This window comes from Scandinavium manionii (genome assembly GCF_024764775.1).
Taxonomy (GTDB): domain Bacteria; phylum Pseudomonadota; class Gammaproteobacteria; order Enterobacterales; family Enterobacteriaceae; genus Scandinavium; species Scandinavium manionii.
The window spans coordinates 517,772-540,801 of the sequence record NZ_JALIGC010000038.1 but is presented as its reverse complement, the minus strand read 5'-3'; the positions used below and the strand labels follow the sequence as shown (position 1 = coordinate 540,801).

21 protein-coding genes are annotated in these 23,030 nt (G+C 55.4%); 15 read left to right on the top strand and 6 right to left on the bottom strand.

Translation table 11 applies throughout. The features are described 5' to 3' along the window. Positions 1 to 13: 13 nt before the first annotated feature. From malG to malE, 3 genes are all read right to left on the bottom strand, one after another. Positions 14 to 904: a maltose ABC transporter permease MalG gene (malG, locus tag MUU51_RS14415; RefSeq protein WP_258967988.1), complete on the bottom strand. Its 891-nt coding sequence runs from the start codon at positions 902 to 904 to the stop codon at positions 14 to 16. A 156-nt stretch (positions 905 to 1,060) separates the two neighbouring features. Next, complete coding sequence (gene malF, locus MUU51_RS14410; protein ID WP_258967987.1) at positions 1,061 to 2,605, bottom strand: maltose ABC transporter permease MalF; 1,545 nt, start codon at positions 2,603 to 2,605, stop codon at positions 1,061 to 1,063. A 64-nt stretch (positions 2,606 to 2,669) separates the two neighbouring features. Then, positions 2,670 to 3,860: a maltose/maltodextrin ABC transporter substrate-binding protein MalE gene (gene malE, locus MUU51_RS14405; RefSeq protein ID WP_110511055.1), complete on the bottom strand. Its 1,191-nt coding sequence runs from the start codon at positions 3,858 to 3,860 to the stop codon at positions 2,670 to 2,672. A 371-nt stretch (positions 3,861 to 4,231) separates the two neighbouring features. On the opposite strand from malE, the gene malK reads away from it, so the two are divergent. The 5 genes from malK to ubiA all read left to right on the top strand — a co-directional run bounded on the left by malK (position 4,232) and on the right by ubiA (position 9,395). Beyond that, positions 4,232 to 5,341, top strand: coding sequence for a maltose/maltodextrin ABC transporter ATP-binding protein MalK (gene malK / locus MUU51_RS14400; RefSeq protein ID WP_159776607.1), 1,110 nt, complete (start codon positions 4,232 to 4,234; stop codon positions 5,339 to 5,341). Positions 5,342 to 5,384: 43 nt separating this feature from the next. Next, on the top strand, positions 5,385 to 6,731 hold the full coding sequence (locus tag MUU51_RS14395) for a maltoporin (RefSeq protein WP_258967986.1): 1,347 nt from the start codon (positions 5,385 to 5,387) through the stop codon (positions 6,729 to 6,731). A 117-nt stretch (positions 6,732 to 6,848) separates the two neighbouring features. After that, positions 6,849 to 7,826, top strand: a complete 978-nt coding sequence (malM, locus tag MUU51_RS14390; RefSeq protein WP_159776611.1) for a maltose operon protein MalM — start codon at positions 6,849 to 6,851, stop codon at positions 7,824 to 7,826. Between the two features lie 188 nt (positions 7,827 to 8,014). Beyond that, on the top strand, positions 8,015 to 8,512 hold the full coding sequence (gene ubiC, locus MUU51_RS14385; RefSeq protein WP_159776613.1) for a chorismate lyase: 498 nt from the start codon (positions 8,015 to 8,017) through the stop codon (positions 8,510 to 8,512). A 13-nt stretch (positions 8,513 to 8,525) separates the two neighbouring features. Continuing rightward, the gene (gene ubiA / locus MUU51_RS14380; protein WP_159776616.1) at positions 8,526 to 9,395 is read left to right on the top strand and encodes a 4-hydroxybenzoate octaprenyltransferase; all 870 of its coding nucleotides are present in this window, start codon (positions 8,526 to 8,528) and stop codon (positions 9,393 to 9,395) included. A 103-nt stretch (positions 9,396 to 9,498) separates the two neighbouring features. On the opposite strand, the gene plsB is transcribed toward ubiA, so the two are convergent. Continuing rightward, entirely contained in the window at positions 9,499 to 11,919 is a 2,421-nt protein-coding gene (gene plsB, locus MUU51_RS14375) for a glycerol-3-phosphate 1-O-acyltransferase PlsB (RefSeq protein ID WP_258967985.1), read from the bottom strand. Positions 11,920 to 12,048: 129 nt separating this feature from the next. Here plsB and MUU51_RS14370 point away from each other — a divergent pair, with 129 nt between their 5' ends. The 4 genes from MUU51_RS14370 to MUU51_RS14355 all read left to right on the top strand — a co-directional run bounded on the left by MUU51_RS14370 (position 12,049) and on the right by MUU51_RS14355 (position 14,950). After that, positions 12,049 to 12,417 carry a diacylglycerol kinase gene (locus MUU51_RS14370; RefSeq protein WP_159776623.1) on the top strand — a complete coding sequence of 123 codons (369 nt, stop codon included), beginning with the start codon at positions 12,049 to 12,051 and terminating at the stop codon, positions 12,415 to 12,417. Positions 12,418 to 12,526: 109 nt separating this feature from the next. Then, complete coding sequence (lexA, locus tag MUU51_RS14365; RefSeq protein WP_159776625.1) at positions 12,527 to 13,135, top strand: transcriptional repressor LexA; 609 nt, start codon at positions 12,527 to 12,529, stop codon at positions 13,133 to 13,135. Positions 13,136 to 13,273: 138 nt separating this feature from the next. After that, complete coding sequence (gene dinF, locus MUU51_RS14360; protein ID WP_258967984.1) at positions 13,274 to 14,593, top strand: MATE family efflux transporter DinF; 1,320 nt, start codon at positions 13,274 to 13,276, stop codon at positions 14,591 to 14,593. A 147-nt stretch (positions 14,594 to 14,740) separates the two neighbouring features. After that, entirely contained in the window at positions 14,741 to 14,950 is a 210-nt protein-coding gene (locus tag MUU51_RS14355) for a CsbD family protein (RefSeq protein WP_110511045.1), read from the top strand. Between the two features lie 76 nt (positions 14,951 to 15,026). On the opposite strand, the gene zur is transcribed toward MUU51_RS14355, so the two are convergent. After that, positions 15,027 to 15,548 carry a zinc uptake transcriptional repressor Zur gene (gene zur / locus MUU51_RS14350; RefSeq protein ID WP_159776629.1) on the bottom strand — a complete coding sequence of 174 codons (522 nt, stop codon included), beginning with the start codon at positions 15,546 to 15,548 and terminating at the stop codon, positions 15,027 to 15,029. Positions 15,549 to 15,660: 112 nt separating this feature from the next. Here zur and MUU51_RS14345 point away from each other — a divergent pair, with 112 nt between their 5' ends. The 4 genes from MUU51_RS14345 (at position 15,661) to pspG (ending at position 19,099) form a co-directional block, all read left to right on the top strand. After that, positions 15,661 to 16,149, top strand: a complete 489-nt coding sequence (locus MUU51_RS14345) for a cupin domain-containing protein (protein WP_159759789.1) — start codon at positions 15,661 to 15,663, stop codon at positions 16,147 to 16,149. Positions 16,150 to 16,325: 176 nt separating this feature from the next. Further along, positions 16,326 to 17,636: a conjugal transfer protein TraF gene (locus MUU51_RS14340; RefSeq protein WP_258967983.1), complete on the top strand. Its 1,311-nt coding sequence runs from the start codon at positions 16,326 to 16,328 to the stop codon at positions 17,634 to 17,636. 82 nt (positions 17,637 to 17,718) lie between these two features. Continuing rightward, complete coding sequence (gene dusA / locus MUU51_RS14335; RefSeq protein WP_258967982.1) at positions 17,719 to 18,717, top strand: tRNA dihydrouridine(20/20a) synthase DusA; 999 nt, start codon at positions 17,719 to 17,721, stop codon at positions 18,715 to 18,717. Positions 18,718 to 18,856: 139 nt separating this feature from the next. Continuing rightward, entirely contained in the window at positions 18,857 to 19,099 is a 243-nt protein-coding gene (gene pspG / locus MUU51_RS14330) for an envelope stress response protein PspG (RefSeq protein ID WP_110511040.1), read from the top strand. Between the two features lie 287 nt (positions 19,100 to 19,386). On the opposite strand, the gene MUU51_RS14325 is transcribed toward pspG, so the two are convergent. Further along, positions 19,387 to 20,370, bottom strand: coding sequence for a quinone oxidoreductase (locus MUU51_RS14325; protein WP_258967981.1), 984 nt, complete (start codon positions 20,368 to 20,370; stop codon positions 19,387 to 19,389). 91 nt (positions 20,371 to 20,461) lie between these two features. Between MUU51_RS14325 and dnaB the strand changes: the two genes are divergently transcribed. Together dnaB and alr are read left to right on the top strand one after the other, a co-directional pair. Next, positions 20,462 to 21,877, top strand: coding sequence for a replicative DNA helicase (dnaB, locus tag MUU51_RS14320; protein ID WP_159776639.1), 1,416 nt, complete (start codon positions 20,462 to 20,464; stop codon positions 21,875 to 21,877). 16 nt (positions 21,878 to 21,893) lie between these two features. Next, complete coding sequence (gene alr, locus MUU51_RS14315; protein ID WP_159776641.1) at positions 21,894 to 22,973, top strand: alanine racemase; 1,080 nt, start codon at positions 21,894 to 21,896, stop codon at positions 22,971 to 22,973. Positions 22,974 to 23,030: the final 57 nt, after the last annotated feature.

Here is a 23,030-nt window from a genome sequence, read left to right as displayed (position 1 = left end):
ATAACAATGAAACTTAACCTTTCACCCCGCCTGCGGTCAGGCCGTTAACCAGCCAGCGCTGAGCCAGCAGGAACACCAGCGTGATCGGGATGGCGGACAGCACAGCCGCTGCGGCAAAGTCGCCCCACAGGTAATTTTGCGGGTTGAGATATTGCTGCATCCCAACGGCCAGGGTGTAACTGTTCACGTCGCGCAACAGCAACGAGGCGACCGGCACTTCGGTGATGGCGGCGATGAACGACAGAATAAAGACTACCGCCAGAATCGGCACCGACAGCGGCAGTAGCACCAGGCGGAACGCCTGCCATGGCGTGGCGCCGTCCAGTGCGGCGGCTTCTTCCAGCGAACCGTCGATGGTTTCGAAGTAACCTTTAATCGTCCAGACGTGCAGCGCGATGCCACCCATGTAAGCGAAGATAACGCCGCCGTGGGTATTCAGGCCGATAAACGGAATGTACTGGCCGAGGCGGTCGAACAGAGCATACAGCGCGACCAGTGACAGCACCGCCGGGAACATCTGGAAAATCAGCATACTTTTCAACAGTGTCGCTTTGCCCGGGAACTTCATGCGGGCGAAGGCGTAAGCGCAGGTAGTCGAGAGCGCCACGATACCCACCGCGGTGATACCGGCGATTTTGATCGAGTTCCACAGCCACAGCAGCACCGGGAACGGCGGTGGGGTGACGCGGCCATCGGCGTGCTCGACACTAAAGCCCAGCGCCAGTTTCCAGTGCTCCCAGGATATCTGGTCCGGGATCAGGCTGCCGGTCGCAAAGTTACCTTCACGCAGCGAAATGGCGATAACCATCAGCAGCGGGAACATGATTGCGGCGATGAAAATCAGTAGCAGAAGATGCGTGGTGAACAGTCGCACTTTCTGAGATTTCGGTTGAACCATAGCCATAAAATGAATCTCTCCTTAACACCGCTCCAGGCTATTTTACTTGCCATTTTGAACCTGGGCTGTGCTCAAAATCCTCACGTACTACGTGTACGCTCCGGTTTTTCCGCGCAGTCCAGGTTCAAACTGGCTGCGCCAATAACGCCTGGTCTTTTAGGCTTAATCGAATTTCATGCGCGTGGCTTTGAGATTGATAATCGCCAGCGCGCCTACCAACAGGAAGATCAGCGTGGCAATCGCCGCCGCCAGACCGAAATCCTGACCGCCGCCGCCTTCGAAGGCGATACGATAGGTGTAGCTCACCAACAGGTCGGTATAGCCCGCCGGAGTGGTGGTGCCGAGTCTGTCCGGGCCACCGTTGGTCAACAGCTGAATCAGCACGAAGTTATTAAAGTTAAAGGCGAAGCTGGCGATCATCAGCGGCGTCAGCGGCTTGATCAGCAGCGGCAGCGTAATCTTAAAGAAGTTCTGGAACGGGCCTGCGCCGTCCATTGCCGAGGCTTCGTACAGATCGTCCGGAATCGCCTTCAGCAGCCCCATGCACAGGATCATCATGTACGGATAACCGAGCCAGGTGTTGACGATGATAATCATCGAGCGCGCGGTGGTTGGGTCGCTGAACCACGCTGGTTTGATGCCAAACAGTGCGCTCAGCATCATGTTGATTTCACCAAAGCTCTGGTTGAACAGACCTTTGAAGATAAGGATCGAGATAAACGACGGCACGGCGTATGGCAGAATCAGCAGCACGCGGTAAATGGCTTTCCCTTTCAGCGATTCCCACTGCACCACGCAGGCCAGTACCATGCCCACGGCCACAGTCAGCAGTACGGTCAACACCGAGAAAATCACGGTCCAGACGAAAATGGCGAAGAAGGGTTTCTGAATGCCTTCGTCGGTGAAGACGCGGGTGAAGTTATCCCAGCCGATGCTGACGGTATATCCCGGGCTCAGCTTTTCATCACCCCAGTTACCGTCGGCGTTAACCGCCTGATAAAAACCCACCTGGTTATTGGGGTGATATTTCACGCCGCTCTGGTTGTTGGTCAGCTCGCCTTTTTCACCCTCGGTATACAGTGGGCGGGTGCCAGAGAACTGGCGCAGGGAACTCATAATCACTTTGCTGTCATCCGGCAGAATCGCGGTCAGCTGATTCAGCGCCTGACGATTTTGAGTGATGACGCGCAGGTTGCCACGTTCGCCTTCCGGCAAAGCATCGGCTTCTTTCAGGGTAATTTTTTGCTCGCCGCCAAATTTGAAGGCGTCGGAGACGTAATTTTTACCGCTGTCACCGTCGGTCAGCGCCAGCTTCCACGCATCGCCCGCCGGGTATAACCCGAAGTTATAGGTTTTGCCCGCCTGATAAGAACGGTCCATCAACACCTGCTGCGCGCGTTCCTGGGTCAGCTGGTTGGTGCTGCTGTAGTTGGTGAAGGCGATAGCGATGGTGCAGATCAGCGGGAACAGGACGAACAGCCCCATACCGGCCATGCCAGGATAAACATAGCGCCACGCGTAGGCTTTACGATTGGCGAAAATATACAGGCCAGCTGAGCTTAAAATCAGCGTCATGATGGCGAACAGGTACTCCCCCTGGGCGTACATTAAAACAACAAGGTAGCCGACCAGCAGGCCCAGCAGTCCGACAACGGACCACTTCAGCGTTTCGCTTTGCCACCAGTGACTCTTTTTAACGGCATCCATGGGGTCTATTCCTCTACAACGTTACTTTTCCCCTCTCCCCATCGGAGAGAGGGGTCGTGCGGTATTACTTGGTAATACGTCCCTGAGCATCTTTCAGCGCAGCGTCTACGGTCTGGCGACCGCTGGCGGCGTTGATGACTGCGGTGCGGGTGGCGTACCAGAAGGCGGCCATCTGCGGGATGTTAGGCATGATTTCGCCTTTCTGGGCATTGGCCATGGTAGCGGCGATGCGCGGATCTTTTTCCAGCTGTTCCTGGTAAGATTTCAGCGCAACGGCACCCAGCGGTTTATCCTTGTTTACTTCCGCCAGACCGTCGTTGGTCAGAAGGTAGTTTTCGAGGAACTCTTTCGCCAGTTCTTTATTCGGGCTGGCGGCATTGATGCCCGCGCTCAGCACGCCCACGAACGGTTTAGACGCTTTGCCTTTAAAGGTCGGCAGCATGGTGACGCCGTAGTTGATTTTGCTCTTGTCGATGTTCGACCACGCCCACGGACCGTTGATGGTCATCGCGGTTTCGCCTTTGTTGAAGGCCGCTTCTGCGATGGAGTAATCGGTGTCGGCATTCATGTGTTTGTTCTTGATAAGGTCAACCAGGAAGGTCAAACCTGCTTTCGCGCCTGGGCTATCAACGCCCACGTCTTTAACGTCATATTTGCCGTTTTCAAACTTGAACGCGTAACCGCCGTCGGCGGCAATCAGTGGCCAGGTGAAGTACGGCTCTTGCAGGTTGAACATCAGCGCGGATTTACCCTTCGCTTTCAGTTCTTTATCCAGCGCCGGGATCTCTTCCCAGGTCTTCGGCGGATTAGGCACCAGGTCTTTGTTATAGATAAGCGACAGCGCTTCCACTGCGATTGGGTAAGCAATCAGCTTGCCGTTGTAACGCACGGCATCCCAGGTGAACGGGTACAGTTTGTCCTGGAAGGCTTTATCAGGGGTCACTTCAGCCAGCAGACCAGACTGCGCGTAGCCACCAAAACGGTCATGCGCCCAGAAGATGATGTCCGGGCCATCGCCAGTAGCGGCAACCTGCGGGTATTTCTCTTCCAGTTTATCCGGGTGTTCAATGGTGACTTTGATGCCGGTGTCTTTCTCGAATTTTTTACCGACTTCAGCAAGGCCGTTATAGCCTTTATCGCCGTTGATCCAGATAACCAGCTTACCTTCTTCGATTTTGGCGAAGGCAGAGGCGGAAAACATCATCGTGGTCAATGCAGACAGCGCGAGGATGCGTGCGCCAGTTTTGATTTTCATATATCCCGTCCTATTTGGTGATGTACTCGTGGATACGCCTGGTGGCTTTTACAACGCTGAGTTTCCTTTCTTAGCAACCTCTTTCCATCCTCCCCGACCCTACGCCCCACCCCTCGTTTATGTGATCTCTGTTACATAGTTTTAAGTTATGGGTTCTGGCGCACACAATATGACACTGAATTTTGACGTGCCCATCACGCTTTTAGCCAGGCCACGCCACGAGCGGGCTCAGACCGGCTCTTCTCATCCTCCCGTCTCCTCCCCCATGAAAAACCCAGAGGGTGGAGGATTCACGAAAGTTATTGGTCGCGCATAGTCAGCCGCAGATGAATATTTCTTTTAGTGACGAGTTGTAACGAAGGGAGAAGGGGATGGCGAGCGTACAGCTGCGAAACGTAACGAAAGCCTGGGGTGACGTGGTGGTGTCGAAAGACATCAATCTCGACATCCATGAGGGGGAGTTTGTGGTGTTTGTCGGGCCATCGGGCTGCGGCAAATCTACGCTGCTGCGAATGATCGCCGGTCTGGAAACCATCACCAGCGGGGAATTGCTGATTGGTGAAAAACGCATGAACGAGACGCCGCCTGCGGAACGCGGCATCGGCATGGTGTTCCAGTCCTACGCGTTGTACCCCCATCTCTCTGTTGCAGAAAATATGTCTTTCGGCCTCAAGTTAGCCGGGGCAAAGAAAGACGTCATTACCCAGCGCGTGACTCAGGTGGCCGAAGTGCTGCAGCTGGCTCACCTTCTGGAACGTAAACCGAAAGCACTTTCAGGCGGTCAGCGTCAGCGTGTGGCCATTGGCCGTACGCTGGTGGCCGAACCGCGCGTTTTCCTGCTCGATGAGCCGCTGTCGAACCTCGACGCCGCCCTGCGCGTGCAGATGCGTATTGAGATTTCCCGTCTGCACAAGCGTCTGGGCCGCACGATGATTTACGTCACCCACGATCAGGTCGAAGCGATGACCCTCGCTGACAAAATCGTGGTGCTGGATGCCGGTCGCGTAGCGCAGATTGGCAAGCCGCTGGAACTCTATCACTACCCGGCCGATCGCTTTGTCGCGGGCTTTATTGGTTCGCCGAAGATGAACTTCCTGCCGGTGAAAGTCACTGCCACCGCCATTGAGCAGGTGCAGGTTGAACTGCCGAACCATCAGCAAATCTGGCTGCCGGTTGAAAGTACCGGCGTGCAGGTCGGCGCCAATATGTCGTTAGGTATTCGTCCTGAGCATCTTCTACCGAGTGACATCGCCGATGTCACCCTCGAAGGGGACGTGCAGGTCGTCGAGCAACTGGGTCACGAAACGCAAATTCATATCCAGATCCCCGCCATCCGTCAGAACCTGGTGTACCGCCAGAATGACGTGGTGTTGGTAGAAGAGGGAGCCAAATTCGCTATCGGTCTGCCGCCAGAGCGTTGCCATCTGTTCCGTGAGGATGGCACTGCATGTCGTCGGCTGCACAAAGAACCGGGCGTTTAAATCCCATAACAAAAGAAAAGCAATGGTCTCAGGAGATAGAACGATGATTACTCTGCGCAAACTTCCCGTGGCAATCGCCGTGACAGCAGGCATTTTGTCTGCGCACGCGGGCGCCGTAGATTTTAAAGGTTATGCCCGTTCGGGTATCGGCTGGACCGGTAGCGGCGGTGCACAACAGTGTTTCCAGGCAACTGGTGCACAAAGTAAATATCGTCTCGGTAACGAATGTGAAACGTACGCCGAGCTGAAATTTGGTCAGGAAGTGTGGAAAGAGGGCGATAAGAGCTTCTACTTCGACACTAACGTAGCGTACTCCGTTGCGCAGCAGAACGACTGGGAAGCGACTGACCCGGCGTTCCGTGAAGCCAACGTGCAGGGTAAAAACCTGATCGACGCACTGCCAGGTTCCACCATCTGGGCCGGTAAGCGTTTCTATCAACGTCATGACGTTCACATGATCGACTTCTACTACTGGGATATCTCCGGTCCGGGCGCTGGTCTGGAAAACGTAGACGTTGGCATCGGTAAACTCTCCTTCGCGGCAACGCGTTCAACGGAAGCTGGCGGTTCTTCTGCGTTCTCCAGCAACAACCTGCGTGATTACACCTCTTCAACTGCCAACGACGTGTTTGACATTCGTTTGGGCCAGATGGAAATCAACCCAGGCGGTACCCTGGAGCTGGGTGTTGACTACGGTCACACCAACGTTAATGACGATTACTACCTGCAGCCACAGGCGTCTAAAGATGGCTGGATGTTCACCGCTGAACACACCCAGAGCATGCTGAAAGGCTTTAACAAGTTCGTGCTTCAGTACGCCACTGACTCTATGACCTCCCAAGGTAAAGGCCAGTCTCAGGGTGCCGGTGTCGGTATTGGTAACAGCGAAGACGGTTCACTGTATGCTTACGGCATCAACAACGATGGCCACCTGCTGCGTGTTCTCGACCACGGTGCAATCTCCCTCGGCGACAACTGGGACCTGATGTATGTGGGTATGTACCAGGACATCAGCTGGGATAACAACAACGGGACCAAATGGTACACCGTCGGTGTGCGTCCAATGTACAAATGGACGCCTATCATGAGTACCTTGCTGGAAGTGGGCTACGACAACGTCAAATCGCAGAACACCGGCGACACCAACAACCAGTACAAAATCACCCTCGCGCAACAATGGCAGGCAGGCGACAGCATCTGGTCCCGTCCGGCTCTGCGTGTGTTCGCAACCTACGCCAAGTGGGATGAGAAATGGGGCTATGACACTGCTGGTAACCCGAACAGCAACAGCAACAACTACAACTCTAACTTCGGTATGCAGACCGGTGGCCTTGGCCGCGGCGACAGCGACGAGTGGAGCTTCGGTGCCCAGATGGAAATCTGGTGGTAATGTGCAGTTAAGTTAACCCACTGTTATGCCACACAAAGAGGGGCATAAGCCCCTCTGATTTAGACTCAGCGCGCTATTGCCTGGCTACCGCTGAGCCCTGTTTTTGAGGTCATTAAAATGAAAATGAAAAAAAGTCTCATCGCGCTGTGCCTCTCAGCTGGCCTGATGGCAAGCGTACCGGCCGTCAGTTTCGCTGACGTGAATTTCGTGCCGCAGAATACCGCTGCTGCCCCGGCTATCCCGGCTTCTGCCTTGCAGCAGTTGGTCTGGACGCCTGTTGATCAATCCAAAACCCAAAGTACCGATCTTGCCGGAGGCGGTCAGCCGCTGAATGTGCCTGGCATTACCGGCCCGGTGGCGGCGTATAGCGTCCCGGCTAACATTGGTGAACTGAATATCACCCTCACCAGCGAAGTGAACAAACAAACCCACGTTTATGCGCCGAACGTACTGATCCTCGATCAGAACATGACGCCATCCGCGTTCTTCCCAAGCAGTTATTTCACCTACCAGGAACCGGGCGTCATGAGCGCCGACCGCCTGGAAGGTGTGATGCGCCTGACGCCTGCGTTAGGTCAGCAGAAAATTTACGTGCTGGTGTTCACCACGCCGCAGGATTTACAACAGACCACGACGCTGGTTGATCCGGCGAAAGCGTATGCCAAAGGTATTGGTAACGCGGTGCCGGATATTCCGGACCCGATTGCGCGCCACGCCTCTGAAGGCACCATCAAGCTGAAAGTGAAAACGTCCTCCGCTTCAAGCGTGCTGGTCGGCCCACTGTTTGGCTCGTCCGGCCCAGGCCCTGTCACCGTGGGTAACACGGCGGCACCGGTATACGCAGCTCCTGCTGCGGCACCGGCAACGGCGGCGGCTGTTGCAGCGCCGGTTGCGGCTTCAGCGGCCTCTACGGCACCTGCCGCGAAAAGCGAGCCGGTTCTGAATGACACCGAAAGCTATTTCAATACCGCGATTAAACAGGCAGTTAACGAGGGCAACATCGACAAAGCCCTGAAACTGTTAAATGAAGCCGAGCGCCTCGGTTCGACTTCTGCCCGTTCCACCTTTATCAGTAGTGTAAAAGGCAAGGGGTGACCGTCTCCCCACATTGCTGATCTTTGGCCCAGGCCATTCGGTGCGTCCTTTTGGGCGCACCGTTTTTTCTGGCGCAACAGCGGTCGTTGCATGGCTGTTGCGCGGCTGATCGTATATTGACGTTTCTTCCTCCCGCGAACCCTTTTCTACGATACAATGCCGATAAGTTATGTATCGGAGAGCCTGGTATGTCACACCCTGCGCTGGCGCAGCTGCGTGCGCTACGCTATTACACCACCCTTCCGGAACTCGATGCGGCACAGCTTGACTGGTTGCTGCTGGAAGATTCCATGACCAAACGCTTCGAACAGCAGGGCAAGCGCGTCACTGTGACGCTTATCCGCGAAGGTTTTGTCGGTCAGGATGAGATTATTGCAGAGCAGGCATTGCTGCCTGTTGAAGCGCGCTACTGGCTGCGTGAAATTTTGCTGTGTGCCGACGATGAGCCCTGGCTTGCCGGGCGCACGGTTGTGCCTGAATCCACCCTGAGCGGGCCCGAGCTTCAGCTGCAACAGCTGGGCAAAACGCCGCTGGGGCGTTATCTGTTTACGTCATCCACTTTAACCCGTGATTTTATTGAAATTGGTAAAGATGCAGAGCTGTGGGGGCGTCGTTCCCGCCTCCGGCTGAGCGGAAAACCGCTGTTGTTAACCGAGCTGTTTCTGCCTGCGTCGCCGCTGTACTGAGAGGAAGTGAATTATGGATAAGAGTCTGACGCAGAATAAGCTGCAGGCTTATAGCCGTCTGATGAGAATTGATAAGCCAATCGGCTCGCTGCTGCTGCTTTGGCCGACGTTATGGGCGCTGTGGGTGGCGATGCCTGGCGTGCCGCCGTTGTGGATCCTCGCGGTATTTGTGGCGGGCGTCTGGCTGATGCGCGCCGCCGGCTGCGTGGTCAATGATTACGCAGACCGCAAAATCGACGGCCATGTTAAACGCACGGCACATCGACCTTTACCCAGCGGTGACGTGAGCGAAAAAGCGGCGCGTACGCTGTTTATCGTGCTGGTGGTGCTGTCGTTCCTGCTGGTACTGACGCTCAATAAGATGACCATTCTGCTGTCGGTGGCAGGTCTGGCGCTGGCGTGGGTGTATCCATTTATGAAGCGTTACACCCATCTGCCGCAAGTGGTGCTGGGCGCGGCGTTTGGCTGGTCGATTCCGATGGCCTATGCCGCCGTGAGTGAATCGCTGCCCCTGAGTTGCTGGCTGATGTTCCTCGCCAATATTTGCTGGGCCGTGGCGTACGACACCCAGTACGCAATGGTCGACAGAGATGACGACCTGAAGATTGGCGTGAAATCGACGGCCATTCTGTTCGGTAAACAGGACAAATTGATCATCGGCATTTTGCAGGTGGCCGTACTGGCGCTGATGGCCGCCGTGGGCTGGATGAGCGGTTTAAACTGGGCGTTCTACTGGTCGATTTTTGTCGCCGGTGCGCTGTTCGTTTACCAGCAGAAACTGATTAAAGACCGTGACCGTGATGCCTGTTTTAAGGCGTTTCTGAACAATAACTACGTGGGGCTGGTACTGTTTATCGGTCTGGCGATGAGTTACATGGTTTAATTTTTCCCCGGCGGCGCATTGCTTGCCGGGCAGGACCACCTGGCAACAAAAACAAAAAAGGCGGAGCCGTTCACATGGCTCCGCCTTTTTTTATGTGCTGACATTAAGCGTCCTGACTGGCGCTCTCGATAGTCAGACGGACGTCCGGTGTCAGCAGTTCGGCCAGCAGCTGATAGATTTTCATCGTCTCAGCCGGTTCGGCATCGCCACTGTCGCTGATGTAGCCTTCGTCGCGCAGGGTCAGCACCAGAGTACTGAACACCGCTTTGTCGAAGAACTCCGGCGCATTGATGCCGTGCAGCACCGACAGACGCTGAGCCACGGTACGGCTCTCTTTTTCAAGCGTGCTACGGTTGATGGACGGATTCGCGCTCAGCAGCCAGAAGGTTATCGCGTAACGTTGCAGCGTTTCACGTGCTCCGGCGGCCAACAGCTGCAGGGTGCGGGAGTGCGACGGATTAATGCGAACATCGTCGTTCTCAATAGTCACCAGTTCCTGACGCTGCATTTCTGCCAGCAGCTCGTCAATCACGCCCGCCAGCTCTTCCTTTTCCCAGCGCAGGAACAGTTCGGATTTCAGCATCGGATACAGCATCTCCACATGACGGACCATCTCGGTGCGGGAGATAGTGCGATGCTGCGTAACGATGGCCGCCAGCAGGGACGGGATCATCAGCATGTGGGTGATGTTGTTGCGATAGTAAGTCATCAGCACTGCCTGCTCGCGCGGCAGAATGATGATATCGCCGATGGTGTCTTTCTCGACTTCGAACTTGTTCATCTGCAACGCGTGGTCAATCAGCGCGCTGGCAGTGACCGACGGCACCGTGGCATCTGCTGCGTACGGCACATTGCGCATCAGCTGCAGATAGCAATCCAACTGTTCGGTCAGCTGCTCGCGAGTCAGAGAACGTTGGCGCGACGCCAGCAGCGCAGTCACACACAGGTTCATGGCGTTAGCCGCGCCCGCGTTGTTAATACGCACCATCAGATCATCGGCGATGTTATTCACCGTTGGCGTCAGCCATGCCGGGCGAATGGATTCAATCGGATCGATTGATTCACGCCATTCCGGCACGTGCTGGTTCAGGTAGGTCATCAGCGGCAACGGTTCGCCAAAGTTGACGTAACCCTGGCCGAGATTGCGCAGCTTGCTTAACCCGCGCAGCATCTGCGGCAGGCTCTCTTTCTCTTTAGTCGCACCACGCAGTTCTTTCGCGTAAGTTCCCACTTCCATCACATGCTCATAGCCGATGTAGATCGGTACGAGGGTGATAGGTCGGGTGCCGCCGCGCAGCATTGCCTGAATGGTCATCGACAGGGTGCCGGTTTTCGGGTCCAGCAGACGACCGGTACGGGAACGCCCGCCTTCCACGAAGTATTCTACGGAGTAACCACGGCTGAACAGCTCGCCGAGGTATTCACGGAACACAGTGGAATAGAGCTTGTTGCCCTTGAAGGTACGACGGATAAAGAACGCGCCCAGACGACGGAAAATCGGGCCGGCTGGCCAGAAGTTCAGGTTGATGCCCGCGGCGATATGCGGCGGCACCAGCCCCTGGTGATAGAGCACGTAGGACAGCAGCATGTAGTCCATGTGACTGCGGTGGCAGGGCACATACACAATTTCATGGCCATCGTGAGCCAGCTGGCGCACGCGCTCGGCGTTATTCACGTTGATCCCCTGGTACAAACGGTTCCAGGTGAAGCCCAGCACGCGGTCAGTGAGGCGAATCATTTCGTAAGAGAAGTTGGCGGCAATCTCTTCCATCAGGGCGACGGCGTTTTGCTGCGCTTTCTCATGGGAAATTTTCTTGCTGCGCGCTTCGTCTTCTACCGCGCGGGCAATCGCTTTGGACGCCAGCAGCTTGTTAAACAAGTCCTGACGTGCAGGTAGGCGTGGGCCTACGGCCGCCAGACGCTGACGGGCAAAGTGCGTTCGTGCCACACGGGCCAGCTTCTGTGCGATAATTTTGTCGGTGCCGTGCTCGGTGGCCATGCGGCGCAGCGAAACGGACGGTGAGAAACGCACGAAGCTGTCGCGACCGAGCCAGGTCACGGCAAAGAATTTCTGGAAGCCATTCATCATGCGCAGCGGCGGGTTGACTTCGCCTTTTTCGCGGCCCGGAGAGCGTCCAAACATCACGGACACCGGCACCATCTGCACATCAAGTTCTGGATTGCTGCGATGCAAATCCAGATAATTGTGGAACAGCTTGATAGACTCTTCTTTCGGCGTGTAATACGTAAACGCACGCGGCCCGCCGTGAATGAACACGTAACGCGGCAGCTCGGTGCCGTCGATTTCGAGCGGCTCAAGCGGGTCCGGAAGACCGTGCGCCAGACATTGGGCGCGTAAAGTCAGCAGATCTGCCTTCGAGTTATACGGCAGAACGTACATAATAGGGCGTGAGGTATCGAGTCCAAGTTCCTCAGCAGGATTTGCCGGGATAGACTTACTTTTTACCAGCACGCTTAATGGTAAATTCAGTAATTTGTAGTAAATTCGTGGCCAGCCAGACATAAACGATGTAAAGCCTCTGGTTAATCATGCAAATGCGCCGCAAGGATAACAGAAAGTGCACAGAATATCTGTTCTACCGCGTCAGGCGCGCAGTGACATTGATGCTAAATAATGTAAAAGGTTCTTTTGATGGCAAATGATACCACCGGGTTAACCCGAATCTTCAAAGCAGCAGGCTACTCCTGGAAAGGTTTTCGTGCCGCATGGCAAAACGAAGCCGCGTTCCGCCAGGAAGGCGTTGCCGCCGTTATCGCCATCATTCTCGCCTGTTGGTTAGATGTGGATGCCATCACCCGAGTGTTACTGATTGGCTCAGTGCTTCTGGTGATGATAGTGGAAATTATCAACAGTGCGATTGAAGCGGTGGTTGACCGCATTGGGACGGAACGCCACGAACTGTCAGGTCGTGCAAAAGATATGGGTTCCGCCGCGGTGTTTCTGGCAATTGGTGTCGCCTTACTCACCTGGGTAACGCTGTTGTGGTCGCATTATCGATAACACCCGCAGAATTACGCAAACGTCTGGTTTTTTGTGCGTTTTGCGGTTCCAAATTCGCCATTAACTGTATATACTCACAGCATAACTGTATATGCACCCAGGGGGCGGAATGAAAGCGTTAACGACCAGGCAGCAAGAGGTGTTCGATCTTATCCGGGATCACATCAGCCAGACGGGCATGCCGCCAACGCGTGCGGAAATCGCGCAGCGCTTGGGGTTCCGTTCCCCGAACGCGGCTGAAGAGCACTTGAAAGCGCTGGCACGTAAAGGCGTTCTTGAGATTGTTTCCGGTGCCTCTCGTGGCATTCGTCTTCTGGTAGAAGAAGAAACCGGTATCCCGCTGATCGGGCGTGTTGCGGCGGGTGAACCCCTGCTGGCACAGCAGCATATCGAAGGCCACTACCAGGTTGACCCGGCGATGTTCAAGCCGAGCGCCGATTTCCTGCTGCGCGTCAGCGGAATGTCGATGCGTGATATCGGTATTCTCGACGGGGATTTGCTCGCGGTTCATAAAACGCAGGATGTGCGTAATGGTCAGGTCGTTGTCGCCCGTATCGACGATGAAGTGACGGTTAAGCGCCTGAAAAAGCAGGGCAGCACCGTTGAACTGTTGCCTGAAAATAGCGAGTTTTCTCCGATTGTGGTCGATCTGCGTCAGCAGAGCTTCTCCATCGAAGGGCTGGCGGTTGGCGTTATTCGCAACGGCGAGTGGCTGTAATTAGCTTTAGACACCCTCAATAATTCACGTTGCGTTCAGGCATACATCGCCAGAACATCAGCACGTAAGTTTTGACGGGAAGAGTGGCGCTATTCTGGCGTCACTTCGTTTTACCCATTCACAATCACAGGTTTTCTCATGTCGCTCTTCACCACTGCAGACAAGGCATTGTGGCGTCTCGCGCTGCCGATGATTTTCTCAAATATCACCGTGCCGCTGTTGGGTCTGGTGGATACGGCGGTCATCGGTCATCTTGATAGTCCTGTTTATCTCGGCGGCGTGGCGATCGGTTCCATGGCGACCAGTTTCCTGTTCATGCTGTTGTTGTTCCTGCGCATGAGCACCACCGGCCTCACCGCACAGGCCTACGGCGCTCAAGACCCTGTACGTCTGGCTCGCGCGCTGGTACAGCCTCTGCTGCTGGCGCTGGGGGCGGGCCTGGTGATTGTTGTGTTCCGCACCCCTCTGATTGACCTGGCGCTGCACATTGTCGGCGGCAGCGATGCCGTACTGGAACAGGCGCGGCGTTTCCTCGAAATCCGTTGGTTAAGTGCCCCTGCGTCCCTGGCAAACCTGGTTCTGCTCGGCTGGCTGCTCGGCGTGCAATACGCGCGCGCGCCGGTGATTTTGCTGGTGGTCGGCAACGTCTTAAACATCGTGCTCGATTTATGGCTGGTGATGGGCCTGCACATGAACGTGCAGGGCGCAGCGTTGGCGACAGCGTGTTCCGAATACGCGACCTTTTTCATTGGCTTGCTGATGGTACGGCGCGTGCTGCACCTGCGCGGTATATCGCTGGATATGCTCAAAGAGGCCTGGCGAGGCAATATCCGCCGCCTGCTGGCGTTGAACCGCGACATCATGCTGCGCTCGCTACTCCTGCAACTCTGTTTTGGTGCACTCACAGTATTTGGCGCACGGCTGGGCAGCGATATCGTCGCCGTGAACGCGGTACTGATGACAATGCTCACCTTCACCGCCTACGCCCTGGATGGTTTCGCCTATGCGGTGGAAGCACATTCCGGCCAGGCTTACGGCGCGCGGGATGACAGCCAGCTATTGGACGTCTGGAAAGCGGCCTGTCGTCAGTCCGGAATTGTTGCTCTGGCCTTTGCGCTGATTTATTGCTTGGCGGGGGAACACATTGTCGCGATGCTGACGTCGATAACCCAACTGCGCGAGCTGGCCGATCGCTACGTCATCTGGCAGGTGGTTTTACCGGTGATCGGCGTGTGGTGTTATCTGCTCGACGGGATGTTTATCGGCGCAACGCGCGGGGCGGAAATGCGTAACAGCATGGCGGTGGCGGCCGCCGGTTTTGCTCTCACGCTGCTGACGGTGCCGGTGTTAGGTAACCACGGATTGTGGTTGGCGCTGGCGGTGTTCCTGGCGCTGCGCGGGCTGTCTCTGGCGTGGATTTGGCGGCGTCACTGGCAGCAAGGAACGTGGTTTTCGTAACGGCTTAATTTCACCTGGTGGTTAAAGATTCTGAATAATCCCCGGATGGCGAAATGCTTACCTATACTCTTTATCACGTCCAGCAGAAAACGGTGTAACGGACGATGTATTTTCACTCTGCACCACCGAACTGATGAGGAATAGATCATGAATAAAGACGAAGTCGGCGGCAACTGGAAACAGCTGAAAGGTAAAGTGAAAGAGAAATGGGGTAAGCTCACCGATGATGATTTTACGGTTATCGAAGGTAAGCGTGACCAGCTGGTCGGGAAAATCCAGGAACGTTACGGTTATGCGAAAGATCAGGCCGAGAACGAAGTGAAAGACTGGGAAACCCGCAACGATTACCGCTGGTAATCAAACGCACTAGCCGTGCGTACCAGGAAGTACAACCCTCGGGGCGGCTTAAGGCCGCCCACTCTTTTTCTGGGGCTTACTTCTGACCAGGTTTTCGTTTGATTTGAATCGTATGGTCATGACCGCAGCAGTCCTGCGTGCGGCAAGCTTCCACTTCGACACATCCTGAGCACAGCCCATGCGCCTCAATCACATTATGACGCAGCGCAAACCCCATGCGGGCTGCCAGCGTATGCATAATGTCTTCCACCCCGTCAGCCGCTTCTTCCTTCACCACGCCACAGCGATCGCAAATAAACATCGCCGACGTATGCGACGGTTTATCAAACAGATGGCACAGCACGTAGCTATTGGTCGATTCCACCTTATGCACAAACCCTTGCTCGAGTAAAAACTCCAGCGCGCGATAAACGGTGGGCGGTTTCGCCTGCGGCTCACTGACTTTCAGCAGGTCCAGCAGGTCGTACGCGCTGATGGCGCCCTGTTGCAACGTCATCAGGCGTAACACTTCGAGGCGTTGCGGTGTCAGACGAACGCCACGTTGTGCGCAAAGCCTTTCGGCCTGCACGAGCATGTCTTGTGGAGTAGTCTGGTCCATAGGCGCCTCGAATCGGGTGTAAAGTAAACGCCTACTTTATCATGTTATGGCCGAAACGCCGATAACCTGCAGGGTATGCTATACCTGACGCATCACTACCTGAGGGAACACCATGAAAAGACCAGACTGTATTCGACACTGGCGCGAGCTGGAAGAGCCTGATAACGCCGGTTATCCCGATAGCAAAGAGCTGTTTTCCGTTGGCGCGCCGTTGGCCCGCAAGTTGGGCCTGATGCGTCTCGGCATTCACCATGAGCGTCTTTCACCTGGCAGACGCACCTCCTATCCCCACGCCGAAAGCGATGAAGAAGAGTTTATCTACGTGATTGAAGGCCGCCCTCAGGCGTGGATCAACGGCTACCTCTGGCAGCTGGAACCGGGCGACAGCGTGGGATTCCCGTCAGGCACTGGTGTCTGCCACACCTTCATCAATAATACTGAGGAAGAGGTGGAGTTACTGGTCGTCGGTGAAGTGAATAAAAAACACAACCGGATATATTATCCGCTAAATCCCGAGTACGCCGCGACCCGCCAGGACCGATGGGTGGACCATCCACCACAGTTTTTTGGTCCACACGACGGGAAACCTTCACGGAAATAACAATCTCTTCTATAAATAGTGAGGGGCGACGCATATTCCAACGTTATCACAGCGCCCCTTAACTCAAATCACCCTAATTGACTGCTTTTTACATCGTTATTCACAGCAATAGATCGACCCTTTTCGGCGGATAACTGAAAGGGGATTAACGTTCATCTGCAAATAACGAGCATATCGTGAAAAAAAATATCAAATATTCTGTGGTGTCTGCGGCTGTCTCCCTGTTTATGGCAAATCAGGCGGGAGCGGCCAATACGTGGTCAGAGGCAAGAAATGATGCAATGGGGGGAACCGGCGTGGCGTCGGCGAACTATGGGAGTGCGGTGCTGATTAACCCCGCGCTGCTGGCGAAGTCACAACCGGATGATGATGTCTCTGTCGTTATTCCCTCTGTGGGAGCGCAGATTACCGACAAAGACAATCTTCGTGATCAAATAGATGATATCAGCAATGAGATCGACCACTACAAAAGCGTACTCGATAACCTGACGCCGCAAGGGATCCTGATGGATCCGGGCGGTACATTAAATCAGTTCCAGAGTGCGGCGGGGGATCTGGCCGGGCAACTGGACGATCTGCGTGGCAAAACGGCGCGGGCAAATGCTGGCGCGGGGATCGCGGTGAGCGTGCCGACCTCGGCGGTCTCGCTTGCGTTCGTTACCAAAGCCTACGCCCATGCTCGGGCCAGTTCGAACATCGATCAGAGCGATATCGACTACCTGCGCAACATTCAGAACTCTGACGCGTTTGCCGCCACCCAGGCAGCCAATGCGGTGCTGAACGGTAGTGATCAGATAACCAATAATCTGAACTCCACTGCGTCGGGGAAAGCGGCGATTGTGTCCGATTACGGCATCGCTATTGCGCGTAAGTTCGATATCGGCGGCGTGCCGGTGTCGCTCGGTGTGACACCGAAACTGCAACAAACCTGGCTCTACAATTACACCACGTCTATCGACAATTATCACAGCGATGACTGGAAGGACAGTAAGTATCGTAATGACGATACCGGCTTTAACGTCGATGCGGGTCTCGCGGCGGACTTTGGCGAAAACTGGACTGTTGGCCTGAGTGGGCAGAACCTGATGTCTCGCGATATCGACACCAAAGACGTGCGCATCAAGAACAACGCGACCGGCGTGACCACCAACTACAAAGACACGTATCAAATCCGACCGTTGGTGACTGCGGGCGTGGCGTGGCATACCGATTTACTGACGCTGACCGCCGACGGCGACCTGACGGAAACCAAAGGCTTCAAAACTGAAGACGATTCGCAATACGTTGGCGTCGGGGCGGAAGTGACGCCATTGAGCTGGCTGGCGGTGCGTGCGGGTTACCGTGCTGACGTCAAAGGCAACGACAGCAACATCTTCACCGCCGGTGTGGGCTTCGCCCCACTGAACACGGTGCATGTCGACCTGATGGGTCTGTATGGCGAAGATGAAACCTGGGGGGCGGGGGTGCAGCTGGGCCTGACATTCTGACAATCGCGGAGGCCATGCGCCTCCGCTTTTTCTTTGTGCTATAGTAGCGCCCCATTTTCCACCGGATGCTCAATACTTCGCCATGCTGCCAGAAACACAATCCTCCGCTTATCCTGCGCACCGTTTCTCCATCGCACCGATGCTCGACTGGACGGACAGGCATTGTCGTTACTTCCTGCGCCTGTTGTCCCGCCACACGCTGCTGTACACCGAAATGGTGACCACCGGGGCGATTATTCACGGCAAAGGCGATTACCTGGCGTACAGCGAGGATGAACATCCGCTGGCTCTGCAGCTGGGCGGTAGCGATCCGGCTGCACTGGCGCATTGCGCGAAGCTTGCAGAAGAACGCGGCTACGACGAAATTAACCTCAACGTCGGCTGTCCGTCTGACCGCGTACAGAACGGCATGTTTGGCGCCTGCCTGATGGGCAATGCCCAGCTGGTTGCCGACAGCGTTAAAGCGATGCGTGACGTGGTGTCGATTCCGGTGACGGTCAAAACCCGCATCGGCATTGACGACCAGGACAGCTACGAATTTCTCTGCGACTTTATCAACACTGTGTCCGGTAACGGCGAATGCGAGATGTTCATCATCCACGCGCGTAAAGCCTGGCTTTCCGGCCTCAGCCCGAAAGAAAACCGTGAAATTCCCCCGTTGGATTATCCTCGCGTTTATCAGCTCAAGCGCGACTTTCCGCACCTGACGATGTCGATTAACGGCGGCATCAAATCGCTGGCCGAAGCTAACGCGCATTTGCAGCATATGGACGGCGTCATGGTAGGCCGCGAGGCGTATCAGAATCCGGGTATTCTGGCGTCGGTCGACCGTGCGATTTTTGGCGTTGAAGGCGTCGATCCGGATCCGGTTGATGTGGTTCGTGCCATGTATCCTTACATCGAACGTGAGTTGAGCAACGGCACTTATCTTGGTCACGTGACACGTCACATGCTCGGCCTGTTCCAGGGCATTCCGGGTGCACGCCAGTGGCGTCGCTACCTCAGTGAAAACGCACATAAAGCGGGTGCCAATATCGACGTGCTCGAACAGGCACTCCAGCTGGTGGCGAATAAGCGTTAAGAAATACGCTAAAAGTTAGTCTGATTGACCACGCCTCGCAGAGTTCTGCGGGGCGTTTTCGTTTTAAATCAATGAAATATGTTTTGGCATGATTTTTGTAATGGTAAAGGCAGTAGGTTATTTTTTAAGGGGAAAAGCCATGCTGGAACTGTTATTTATCATCGGATTCTTTGTGATGTTGCTGGTTACCGGAGTCTCCGTACTGGGTATTCTGGCAGCGATAGTGGTCGCGACCGCGCTGATGTTCGTCGGTGGTCTGTTTGCCCTGATGATCAAATTGTTGCCGTGGCTGCTGCTTGCCGTCGCCGTGGTGTGGATTATCCGGGCGGTCAAAACGCCGAAAGTCCCGGCGTATCGCCGCGACGATCGCTGGCGCTATTAAGGGTTTGCGGTGTGCGTCACAACCTGAGAAAGGCAGAGTAGGCAGTACGTCATAAATCTGTCATTCTTAGCGCGATAACGAATTCATCGCGCTGTACCCTACATACAGTGAACGATAAAAAAAGGGCTTCCCAAGGGAAGCCCTAATAATTTCTCCTCCGTCATACTTCAAGCTGCAGACGCGTTGCCTGCATTCTCTCACCCCAGTCACTTACTTATGTAAGCTCCCGGGGATTCGCTCATTTGCCGCCTTTCTGCAGCCTGAATTATTTAGGAGGGCAATGAGAATTACGGTAGCAGCAAACTCGACCCTTGTGTTGCCCGGCTTTCCAGCGTTTCATGCGCTTTTTGCGCATCGTGCAACGCAAATTTCTGGCTATCGGCCACGTCTACTTTAATCACGCCACTGGCGATCAGCGAAAACAGCTCATTGCTGGCTTCCTCTAACTCTTCGCGGGTGGTGATGTAACCCTGAAGGGAAGGACGGGTGGCGAACAGCGAGCCTTTCTGATTCAGAATACCCAGATTTACGCCGGTGACTGCGCCGGAGGAATTACCAAAGCTGACCATCAGCCCACGTCGCTGCAGGCAATCGAGCGATGCTTCCCAGGTGTCTTTTCCCACCGAGTCATACACCACGCGCAGCTTTTTACCGTTCGTTATCTCTTTAACGCGCTCCACCAGGTTTTCTTCCCGATAGTTAATCACCTGCCAGGCGCCAGCCTGTAACGCGCGCTGCGCCTTTTGTGCCGAGCCCACGGTACCAATTAGCTGAGCCCCCAAGGCTTTCGCCCACTGGCAGGCGATCAGCCCCACGCCCCCGGCCGCCGCGTGGAACAGGAACGGTTCGTTCGGCTTTATTTCATAGGTTTTACGCAGCAGGTAGAACACCGTCAGCCCTTTGAGGAAAGAGGCGGCGGCTTGCTCATAGGAAATTGCGGCGGGCAGAATGGCGGCTTTATCGGCAGGCACGTTGTGGACCGAGCTGTAAGCGCCGAGCGATGACTGTGCGTAGACCACGCGGTCACCCACTTTAATGTGCCTCACGCCGCTGCCGATTTTGCTAACCACACCTGCGCCTTCCGTTCCCAGACCGCTTGGCAAAGAGGGCGGCGGATACAGCCCGCTGCGGATATAGGTATCGATATAGTTAATGCCGATGGCCTTATTTTCCACCTGGATCTCGTTCTCTTTTGGATCCACTGGGGTAAATTCCACGGCGTTGAGTACGTCAGGCCCACCGTGCTGATGAAATTCTATTCGCGTTGCCATGCATCCTCCGTACATATCGTTTAGTAGGGGCATCAGACATCAGATATGATAATCTTACGACCCACTCTTTAACCCGGTAACTCCATTCACTATGGCAGGAAATAAACCCTTCAACAAACAACAGACTGAGCCACGTGACCGCGATCCAATGGTCTCCGGGCTGAAAGTACCCCCGCACTCGATTGAAGCGGAACAGTCGGTGTTGGGCGGTTTAATGCTGGATAACCAACGCTGGGATGACGTCGCCGAACGCGTCGTAGCAGAGGATTTTTACACTCGCCCGCACCGCCATATTTTTACCGAAATGGCGCGTTTGCAGGAAAAAGGCAGCCCGATTGACCTGATTACGCTCGCGGAGTCGCTTGAGCGGGAAGGGCAACTGGATACCTGCGGCGGGTTCGCCTATCTGGCTGAACTGTCGAAAAATACGCCAAGTGCGGCGAACATCAGCGCTTATGCGGATATCGTGCGCGAACGTGCGGTTGTGCGTGACATGATCTCGGTGGCGAATGAAATCGCCGAAGCCGGTTTTGATCCCCAGGGCCGCACCAGTGAAGACCTGCTGGATTTGGCCGAAAGCCGGGTATTCAAAATCGCCGAAAGCCGCGCCAATAAAGACGAAGGCCCGAAAAATATCGCCGACGTGCTCGACGCCACCGTGGCGCGTATCGAGCAGCTTTTCCAGCAGCCACACGATGGCGTGACGGGCGTGAACACCGGTTATGACGATCTGAATAAAAAGACCGCCGGTTTGCAGCCATCGGATTTGATTATCGTCGCGGCGCGTCCGTCGATGGGTAAAACGACATTTGCGATGAACCTCGTCGAAAACGCGGCGATGTTGCAGGATAAGCCGGTACTTATCTTCAGTCTCGAAATGCCCTCCGAACAGATTATGATGCGTTGCCTGGCGTCGCTGTCACGCGTCGACCAGACTCGTATTCGTACCGGTCAGCTTGATGATGAAGACTGGGCGCGGATTTCAGGCACTATGGGCATTCTGCTCGAAAAACGTAATATCTACATCGATGATTCCTCCGGCCTGACGCCGACGGAAGTACGCTCCCGCGCGCGCCGTATCGCTCGCGAACATGGCGGCATTGGCCTGATCATGATCGACTACCTGCAGCTGATGCGCGTTCCGTCGTTGTCGGACAACCGTACCCTGGAAATTGCCGAAATTTCACGCTCCCTCAAGGCGTTAGCAAAAGAGCTTCATGTGCCGGTGGTGGCACTGTCTCAGCTTAACCGTTCCCTGGAGCAGCGTGCCGATAAGCGTCCGGTCAACTCCGACCTGCGTGAATCCGGCTCCATCGAGCAGGATGCCGACTTAATCATGTTCATCTACCGTGATGAGGTTTATCACGAGAACAGCGACCTGAAAGGCATCGCCGAAATCATTCTGGGTAAACAGCGTAACGGCCCGATCGGTACCGTTCGCCTGACGTTTAACGGACAATGGTCGCGTTTTGATAACTACGCCGGGCCACAATATGATGATGAGTGATATCTAAGGAATTCACATGCAAGCGGCAACTGTTGTGATTAACCGCCGCGCTCTGCGACACAATCTGCAACGCCTGCGCGAACTGGCGCCTGCCAGTAAGCTCGTTGCGGTCGTGAAAGCGAACGCTTACGGACACGGTCTTCTGGAGACCGCGCGAACGCTCCCCGACGCCGATGCCTTTGGCGTCGCCCGCCTGGAAGAGGCCCTGCACCTGCGCGAGGGCGGCATTACCCAGCCAGTTCTGCTGCTGGAAGGTTTTTTCAATGCCAGCGATCTGCCGCTGATTTCTGCTCAGGGTTTCCACACAGCGGTGCACAATCCCGAACAGCTGGAAGCGCTGGAGCAGGCTGATTTGCCTGAGCCGGTCACCGTCTGGATGAAGCTGGATACCGGTATGCACCGCCTGGGCGTGCGCCCGGAAGAAGCGAATTCGTTTTATCAGCGTCTGAGCCAGTGCAAAAATGTGCGCCAGCCGGTGAATGTGGTCAGCCACTTTGCCCGTGCGGACGAGCCAGAATGCGGTGCGACCGAAAAACAGCTCGATATTTTTCTGACCTTCACCGAAGGCAAGCCGGGGCAGCGGTCAATTGCCGCGTCCGGTGGGATTCTGCTGTGGCCACAGTCGCATTTTGACTGGGTGCGTCCGGGGATCATCCTGTACGGCGTATCGCCACTCGAGAACAAACCCTGGGCCGACGAATTCGGCTTCAAACCGGTGATGTCGCTGACGTCTAACCTGATTGCCGTGCGCGAGCACAAAGCGGGTGAACCGGTGGGCTACGGCGGTACCTGGTCGAGCGAGCGCGATACCCGGCTCGGGGTGGTTGCCATGGGTTACGGTGACGGTTATCCGCGCGCCGCGCCATCCGGAACGCCGGTGCTGGTGAACGGTCGGGAAGTTAAGATTGTCGGTCGCGTGGCGATGGACATGATTTGCATCGATTTGGGCCCTGAATCCACCGATAAAGCCGGTGATCCGGTCATTTTGTGGGGCGAAGGGCTGCCGGTTGAGCGCATTGCTGAAATAACAAAAGTGAGTGCTTACGAACTTATCACGCGCCTGACTTCACGGGTTGCGATGAAATACCTCGACTGAAATGCCTGATTTCACCCTCTTCGCTGTGGGGAGGGTGAACGCCTCTGTTTGCTTTCC

What these genes read in the sequence shown, in the direction of transcription:
- plsB (WP_258967985.1), bottom strand. Translation starts at nt 11,919, where the DNA reads ATGTCTGGCTGGCCACGAATTTACTACAAATTACTGAATTTACCATTA.
- malM (WP_159776611.1), top strand. Translation starts at nt 6,849, where the DNA reads ATGAAAATGAAAAAAAGTCTCATCGCGCTGTGCCTCTCAGCTGGCCTG.
- MUU51_RS14395 (WP_258967986.1), top strand. Translation starts at nt 5,385, where the DNA reads ATGATTACTCTGCGCAAACTTCCCGTGGCAATCGCCGTGACAGCAGGC.
- MUU51_RS14345 (WP_159759789.1), top strand. Translation starts at nt 15,661, where the DNA reads ATGAAAAGACCAGACTGTATTCGACACTGGCGCGAGCTGGAAGAGCCT.
- pspG (WP_110511040.1), top strand. Translation starts at nt 18,857, where the DNA reads ATGCTGGAACTGTTATTTATCATCGGATTCTTTGTGATGTTGCTGGTT.
- MUU51_RS14370 (WP_159776623.1), top strand. Translation starts at nt 12,049, where the DNA reads ATGGCAAATGATACCACCGGGTTAACCCGAATCTTCAAAGCAGCAGGC.
- ubiC (WP_159776613.1), top strand. Translation starts at nt 8,015, where the DNA reads ATGTCACACCCTGCGCTGGCGCAGCTGCGTGCGCTACGCTATTACACC.
- malF (WP_258967987.1), bottom strand. Translation starts at nt 2,605, where the DNA reads ATGGATGCCGTTAAAAAGAGTCACTGGTGGCAAAGCGAAACGCTGAAG.
- MUU51_RS14325 (WP_258967981.1), bottom strand. Translation starts at nt 20,370, where the DNA reads ATGGCAACGCGAATAGAATTTCATCAGCACGGTGGGCCTGACGTACTC.
- malE (WP_110511055.1), bottom strand. Translation starts at nt 3,860, where the DNA reads ATGAAAATCAAAACTGGCGCACGCATCCTCGCGCTGTCTGCATTGACC.
- alr (WP_159776641.1), top strand. Translation starts at nt 21,894, where the DNA reads ATGCAAGCGGCAACTGTTGTGATTAACCGCCGCGCTCTGCGACACAAT.
- ubiA (WP_159776616.1), top strand. Translation starts at nt 8,526, where the DNA reads ATGGATAAGAGTCTGACGCAGAATAAGCTGCAGGCTTATAGCCGTCTG.
- lexA (WP_159776625.1), top strand. Translation starts at nt 12,527, where the DNA reads ATGAAAGCGTTAACGACCAGGCAGCAAGAGGTGTTCGATCTTATCCGG.
- MUU51_RS14355 (WP_110511045.1), top strand. Translation starts at nt 14,741, where the DNA reads ATGAATAAAGACGAAGTCGGCGGCAACTGGAAACAGCTGAAAGGTAAA.
- dinF (WP_258967984.1), top strand. Translation starts at nt 13,274, where the DNA reads ATGTCGCTCTTCACCACTGCAGACAAGGCATTGTGGCGTCTCGCGCTG.
- zur (WP_159776629.1), bottom strand. Translation starts at nt 15,548, where the DNA reads ATGGACCAGACTACTCCACAAGACATGCTCGTGCAGGCCGAAAGGCTT.
- malK (WP_159776607.1), top strand. Translation starts at nt 4,232, where the DNA reads ATGGCGAGCGTACAGCTGCGAAACGTAACGAAAGCCTGGGGTGACGTG.
- malG (WP_258967988.1), bottom strand. Translation starts at nt 904, where the DNA reads ATGGCTATGGTTCAACCGAAATCTCAGAAAGTGCGACTGTTCACCACG.
- dusA (WP_258967982.1), top strand. Translation starts at nt 17,719, where the DNA reads ATGCTGCCAGAAACACAATCCTCCGCTTATCCTGCGCACCGTTTCTCC.
- dnaB (WP_159776639.1), top strand. Translation starts at nt 20,462, where the DNA reads ATGGCAGGAAATAAACCCTTCAACAAACAACAGACTGAGCCACGTGAC.